The 6,956-nt window shown below is 43.4% G+C and carries 6 protein-coding genes and 1 tRNA gene; 6 read left to right on the top strand and 1 reads right to left on the bottom strand.

Features of this window, described 5'->3' with window-relative positions; translation table 11 throughout:
• Nucleotides 1–200 (top strand): glycogen/starch/alpha-glucan phosphorylase (locus PX481_RS02695; protein WP_288093550.1); only part of this gene is annotated, 200 nt, incomplete at its 5' end.
• 85 nt (nt 201–285) lie between these two features.
• Here PX481_RS02695 and PX481_RS02690 read toward each other — a convergent pair.
• Nucleotides 286–359 (bottom strand) — tRNA-Asp (locus PX481_RS02690).
• 481 nt (nt 360–840) lie between these two features.
• Here PX481_RS02690 and PX481_RS02685 point away from each other — a divergent pair.
• From PX481_RS02685 to PX481_RS02665, 5 genes are all read left to right on the top strand, one after another.
• The gene (locus PX481_RS02685; protein WP_002759107.1) at nt 841–1,170 is read left to right on the top strand and encodes a COP23 domain-containing protein; all 330 of its coding nucleotides are present in this window, start codon (nt 841–843) and stop codon (nt 1,168–1,170) included.
• A 24-nt stretch (nt 1,171–1,194) separates the two neighbouring features.
• Nucleotides 1,195–1,362, top strand: coding sequence for a hypothetical protein (locus PX481_RS02680; protein WP_002759109.1), 168 nt, complete (start codon nt 1,195–1,197; stop codon nt 1,360–1,362).
• Between the two features lie 157 nt (nt 1,363–1,519).
• A complete protein-coding gene (locus PX481_RS02675) occupies nt 1,520–6,139 on the top strand; it encodes a tetratricopeptide repeat protein (RefSeq protein ID WP_288093548.1) in 4,620 nt (1,539 codons plus the stop codon).
• 141 nt (nt 6,140–6,280) lie between these two features.
• Entirely contained in the window at nt 6,281–6,604 is a 324-nt protein-coding gene (locus tag PX481_RS02670; protein ID WP_002759112.1) for a hypothetical protein, read from the top strand.
• 209 nt (nt 6,605–6,813) lie between these two features.
• Nucleotides 6,814–6,956: DUF4277 domain-containing protein (locus PX481_RS02665; protein ID WP_287731423.1), on the top strand; the 143-nt coding region annotated here is incomplete at its 3' end.

Raw genomic sequence — 6,956 nt, 5'->3', positions numbered from 1 at the left:
ATTGTCAGGAAGGAGTCGGTCGTGCCTATCAAGATCAAGAACATTGGAGTCGTTTAGCAATTCTTAATGTGGCCCGCATGGGGAAATTCTCTAGCGATCGATCGATTCGGGAATACTGCGAGGAAATCTGGCGGGTACAACCGGTAAAGATTGAATTACCCGATTATATTCAAGCTAATGCCAGTTTATCGGTAAATTAGAACCAATCTAGGCAGTGGGAGCGTCTTCATCGATCCTACTGCCCACAGGTTAACTGGCCCTGGGCGACTCTAATCTAGATTTCTACGGGATTGACGGGGCTCGAACCCGCAACTTCCGCCGTGACAGGGCGGTGCTCTAACCAATTGAACTACAATCCCATTTTTGCGACAATTCTGATTATAACTTCATCACCCTGGTTATGTCAAGCACCTCTGGGAAAATTTTTTTTGAGGGAGTGGGGAGAGAGGAGATGGGGAGAGGGGGGAAACAATTGATAACTGGGTTGTTAAAGTTGGATTGGGAGTTAATCGTACTATCGATCAAAAACGGATTTGCTATACTTCAAACGGTCACAATGCGAGTTTTTGCGGCTCTTCTCGACTTTGTATGATAATCAGTGCTGATCATTCCTAGTAGTCTTGCTAGGCAAGGCTTTGAAGACTATAGTTCTGGAAAATTATCCCTATTCCTCTTCCTTCCACACAGAAACGAGAAGATCCGTTAGTTAAAGCCAAAAAATCCCAATCAAGTCAATCAGGAAAAATGTAAAGAATTATCAAAAAAAGTCCTTGAGCTAACACCCGCAGCAAAGACTTTGAGCTAGAATCCAGTTGTGGACAGACTAAGAAGGAGGTTTCTATGAAACTCAAATTGTTCGCTTCACTACTGGCAGCTAGTACGCTGGCTGTTGGGGCTTTGGCCATTGGTAGCCATCCTAGCTCGGCGCAAATGGATACCTACTTCTGTGGCAAATCGAAAGATGGCGTGCCTACTACCTATGCGCGTACTGCAACTGGAAAAAGAGTGGCAGTCATTCGATGGCAACAAAGAACGAGCAAGTTGACTCCTGAAGCTCGTTGTCAGACGGTCTCTGCCAAATTCCAGAAAGCTTACGAAGAAGGGTTACTGAATTACCTAACTTGGGGGATTCAGGACGGGCAGAAGGTGGTCTGCAGTGTTCGTCAATAGGGTGACACTTGCAGGGAAGGTTATATGTTATTCACGTTGCTCGACAAAAAAGACGATCCTACAAAAGTGGCTCAGGATGTCATGAATGGTGCTTATGCTGCTAGTGGCCCCGTGGTTCAATCTGAGGATGGTTCTCCTCAATATTACTACGACATGAATCAGTTCCTGCGCGAAGCACCAACTGAGGAATAAAACTAACGCTAAATAGGGCTAACCACAAGAAGTCTGCAAAGTTGCGTGAAGGGGTCAAGAGACATTCTAAACTGGTTAGAAAGTGAAGAAGGTCAATCTGTCTCCCTCATTAGTTTTTTTAGAAAATGGGGTAAGGCTCCATTAAGGAGACAAAAAGATGGTGGGGCAACAAACTAAGCATCGGTCAAAAGTTTTAGCAATCGGGATAAGTACCTTGTTGATGCTAACGATACCGGGTTTTTACCTGAGTATTCCTGCATCAAGAGTCTTTGCTCAACAGGCTGCCTCTCAGCTAACCTCAGAACAACTCAATCGGTTAGCCCGGTCTATTACTGTTAGAATCCATGCTGGTAACAGTAGGGGGTCGGGGACTTTGCTCTACAGGGAAGGTCAAGTTTATACTGTTTTGACCAACCAGCACGTCATGGAGTCAGAAACTGACTGCCGCATCCAGACACCAGATGGTCAAATTCATCAAGCTAAAGTAATTTCAGGAGTTGATTTTCGGGGCAGTGATTTAGCTCTAGTTCAGTTCCAATCTGGTGGTGACTATACTGTAGCTCCTCTGGGAAATTTATCGGACTTGAAGGAAGGAGATGAGGTGTTTGCCGCTGGATTTCCTTTTGAGACTGATTTGTCTGAGCCAGGAGGATTCGTTTTTAGAGCAGGGCGAGTGTCCCTGTTGCTGGAAAAAGCTTTAAAAGGCGGCTACTGGATTGGCTACACTAATGAAATCGAACAAGGGATGAGTGGGGGTCCCCTCCTCAATGGCGAGGGTAAAGTTATTGGTATTAATGGCATACACGGGCAGCCCCTCAGTTTTGGCGATCCCTTTGTCTATCAGGATAATTCTAGGCCCAATGACGAACTGCGGGAAAGGATGAAGCGTTCCAGCTGGGCAGTTCCCATCGAAATCTTAGCTCAAATAGCACCCCAATTCATTCCTGCCAACCTAACTCAACAGCAGTCTCCAGTCACCAGAGCTACTACCAATTCTAGTTCCCAGTTAGTCAACAAAATTAATGATATTGCCAAAGAAACTTCAGTATTAATCACTTGGCCAACTAGCAATGGTTCAGGGGTTATTATAGCCAAAGATGGTAACACATACTACGTCCTCACGGCTGCCCATGTAGCGAGGGGAAATAGAGACCTGAAAGCAGTTACTCATGATGGTCAACAATATACGTTGAACAAAATAAAAGTTTGGGAGAAGGTTGACTTAGCCTTATTGCAGTTCACCAGTAATCAACCCTATCAAGTCGCTACTTTGGGAAACTATAACTTAGGACTTGAAGATAGCTTGGCTTTTGTCTCTGGCTGGCCAGGCTCGAAACAAGCTACCACGGCAACGGTAAATTCAGCCCGTCAATTTAATACTGGGTTTCTTTTAGGTTGGTTAAGGGGAACTAATGAGGCATTAAATGCTCGTTCTTTTTCCCAAGGTTACGAGTTAGTATATACCAACATCACTGAAGGCGGAATGAGTGGCGGTCCAGTGTTTGATTCAGAGGGTCGCCTGATTGGAATTCATACCATTATAGAGGGGGTCATAGATGACCAAGAAAGCCCTACTCCGCAAAATCGAAAACCTTTACTGGCACTAGGTTATAGCTTGGGTATCCCGATCCGTACCTTTCTAAACAAGATCAAACAGGAAAAAATTTCTCTAAATTTTAAAGAAGAGACTTCTTTACCACAGCGACTAACAGATACAGAAAAAGATGAAATTGTCAGTTTCTCTTTAGAGTTAAAAGAACTGGGAAGCAGTGCTGATGAGATTGATTGGCTGAATTATGGAAATAAACTGTGGCGATTGCGTCGATATCAACAAGCACAGATAGCTCTGGAAAAAGCGATCGAGATTAAGCCATCCTATGAAGCTTGGTTTGTTCACGGCATGGCACTGAAAAGTCAGAAAAAATATCAAGAAGCCAAAAAATCATTTCAGAAAGCTCTTACATACAAACCTGAATATAAAGTCGATAAGGATCTAGCTTTGCGTCAAGTGGGAGACTCAGCCTGGTATTCAGGAGACTACGAAGAAGCAGTTAAAGCTTTTAAAGAGGCGATTGAACTTAAACCTGATGACTTCATCCTTTATAACTGGCTAGCAGTTCCATTGAATGAATTAGGGCGTTATCCAGAAGCACTCAAGTCTGGCAATAAGGCGATTAAAATTAAACCAGACCATGCTGAGAGCTACTTTCGTCGTGGGCAAACCCGTCGGTACATGGGAGACTATCGAGGAGCAATCGCCGATGTCAATGAAGCTTTGCGCCTCCAACCAGATTTGGCGATCGCTTACCAATTCCGAGGCACACTGAAGTCAGAACAGGGAGACAATCAGGGAGCGATCGCCGATATTAATGAAGCGTTGCGCCTTCAGCCCGATAATGCCGGGGCTTATGCTGCTCGGGGAATTGTCTACGCTAGGATGGGAGACCAACAGAGACTTGCTGAGGACTTCAATAAAGCTCTAAGTCTCCAGCCTGACGATGCCTGGATTCATCAAAATCGTGGTTACGCCCGTTTTATCCTAAAAGACTATCAGAAAGCAGTTGAGGACTACACTGAAGCCATCCGCCTTGCTCCTGAATCAGCCTATCAATTCTACACGGAGCGGGGGTTTGTCCGCTATCAGCAGGAAGACTATAAAAAAGCTATTGAAGATTACACTGAGGCTTTGCGCTTCCGTCCTAACTATGTCATGGCTTATGTTCGCAGGGGGGAAGCTTACGCTAAGTTAGGGAATCAGCAGGGATTTACTGAAGATTTCAAGAAAGCTCTCAGCCTCCAGCCTGACAATGCCTGGATTTATACTGAGAGAGGAGATACCTACTTTTTTCTAAAGGACAAACAGAAAGGGATAGGAGATTACGACGAAGCTATACGTCTTGCTCCTGAATTGGCCGATTTTTACTATAACTGGCGCGGCAATCAGTTTTATGGACAGGAAGACTATAAGGCTGCGATTGTAGATTACACCAAAGCCATTGGACTCAAACCCGACGAGGCTTGGTATTATTACAACCGAGGGGATGCTTACAGGCTTCAGGAAGACTATAAAGAAGCCATTGCCGATTACACTGAAGCGATTCGCCTTAAACCTGACTTAGCTGATGCCTTCAATGGACGGGCTATTACTTATGCGCGTCAGAAGAACTATCAAGGAGCGATCGCTGATTACACGGAAGCGATTCGTCTTGACCCTAAATATGACGAAAATTATTACTCCCGCAGTCAAGTTCGTCAAGAGTTAGGAGATTTGCAGGGGGCATTAGCTGATTTAAATGAAGCAGTGCGCCTCGATCCTGATGATGTTGGCAATCTTCGAGAACGTGGAGATATTCGCCGTCAACTCAAAGACTATCAAGAAGCGATCGCTGATTACACGGAAGCAATACGTCTTAAACCTGACTTCGCTGATGCCTACAATGCACGAGGGCTGGCTTACCATCTTCAAGAAAAATATCCAGAAGCTATCAAAGACTATAGTGAAGCTGTTCGTATCTATCCTAAACCCTTTTACTATGGCAACCGAGGAGAAGCTCACAGACTCCAGGGAGACTATCAAGAAGCGATCACTGATTACACCGAAGCCATAGGTCTTAAACCTGACTTCGCTGATGCCTACAATGCACGAGGGTTGGCGAAGGCCGAGATAGGAGATAAACAAGGAGCAATTGAAGATTTGCAAAAAGCCGCACAACTTTTCCGTGAACAAGGGAATGACGATGCCTATCAAGTAGCACAGACAAAAATTCGAGAAATTCAAGGCATAAGCACAGAGGATGAACAGGTAAGTCGAGGCAATCCTCAAAATGTAGACGCTCATCTCGGCCGAGGTATTGCCAGCTATAAAAGAGAAGATTATCAGACGGCGATCGCTGAATATAATGAGGCTATTCGTCTCGCTCCTCAGAATGCTTTTGCTTACAATTTGCGAGGTAATGCTTATTTTGCTCAGGAAAATTATCAGCAAGCTATCAAAGACTATACCCAGGCTATTCGTCTAAATCCTAAGTTTGCTGTAGCCTACTCGAATCGGGGAAATATTTACTACGAATTAGAGGAATATAAGTCTGCTGTTTCTGATTACACCGAAGCGATTCGTATTAAACCTGATGATGCTGATTTCTACTTCAAACGGGGAGATGCTCGTGATCAATCAGAAGACTACTCAGGGGCAATTGCCGACTATACCGAAGCTATCCGTCTCAAACCCGACTATACCACAGCTTATTACTATCGAGGGATTAGCAAGTCTAAACAGAAAGACTATCAGGCGGCTATTTCTGATTACAGCCAAGCGATCAGTCAACTTAACTATTCTGGCATCGGAGTTCGCTTTGTAGATCGTGAGGGAATGCCTGGAATGTTTATTGGAGAAATCTTTAAGAATTCGCCAGCGGATCGGAGTTCGCTCAAAGTCGGAGATCAAGTTGTCGCTCTTAATGGCGAATCTACTCTTAATAAAACAACTGAAGAATTACAGCAACTCATTAATAACCAGGTCTTAAAAAAGGAAATTCTTGAAGTTACCTTAAAAATTAAACGGGAAGGACAAAGGGAATTTGATTTAACATTAATCAAAGCTCCAGTTATCAACCCTAAATCAGCAGAAATTTACATGAGTCGAGGTACTGCTTACCGCAAGTCAAACAATCTTCAAGGTGCGCGGGAAGATTTCCAAACAGCCGCCGATCTTTATCGACAACAAAATAATATAGAAATGTACCAAACAGCATTGGAAAAACTCAAAGAGATTCAGTAGAAGTCAGCATGAATGTAGTTGATTTAATTAATTTAGTTAGTGTATAATTTGTGTAATCCAGAATTAATGAGTTACTTTGGTGCGAGATAAAAATCTGGTTTGTTTAACTTAAAATACCTGTAATCAGTCAACATTAGCAAGATGAAACAACTATCCAAAAGTCACCAAAAATATCAAGGAAGAATCTTGTCAGACTCGATCATTTCACCCCAAGAATTAGCATTACGCAAAACTAGAAGAGATGAACTCGGTAGGCGCTGTCGAGAGATTTTTGAGCAAATACGTCCAGAATTGATCGAGAAATATTATAACTGGTTTATTGCTATTGAAGCCAATAGTGGAGATTATTTAATTGACCCTACCCTCGAAGGTTTAATGCAAAAAATTCGCCATCAATATGCGAATACAGAAGTTAAATTGACTACTTTCCGCCTCAATGAAACAGGAGCCTGTGGCATGATATGATTGTAGGCATATTTGGAGAAAATGGAGAGTTACTCTTTGAACCCACATTCCGCACCCTCAACTGTCACATAAGCTGTCCCCCTCCAGAGACTTGAGTAAAAATACTTATCTGGTGAAGGTTTTCTCGGTGGCCGTTAGGGGGATATTGAGACCCCTAATTATGAAAAAATAGGAATTGTTGGAAAACTTAGGCAGTGGGCTGTTCGACCATGAATCAATCAACAGAAATTGAAGTCAAAAATCTAGACCATCTGGGATTAGTAGCCGGAATTATCGATGAAATAGGAATCGTTGAAATTATCAACGAACAAGTCTCAATTGAGCGAGGAGAAATTGTCACAGCTGGGCAAGT

It is taken from the genome of Microcystis sp. M53603_WE2, from assembly GCF_030065435.1.
Note: the sequence above shows the minus strand (reverse complement) of the source record. Positions and strands in the feature narration are given on the sequence as shown.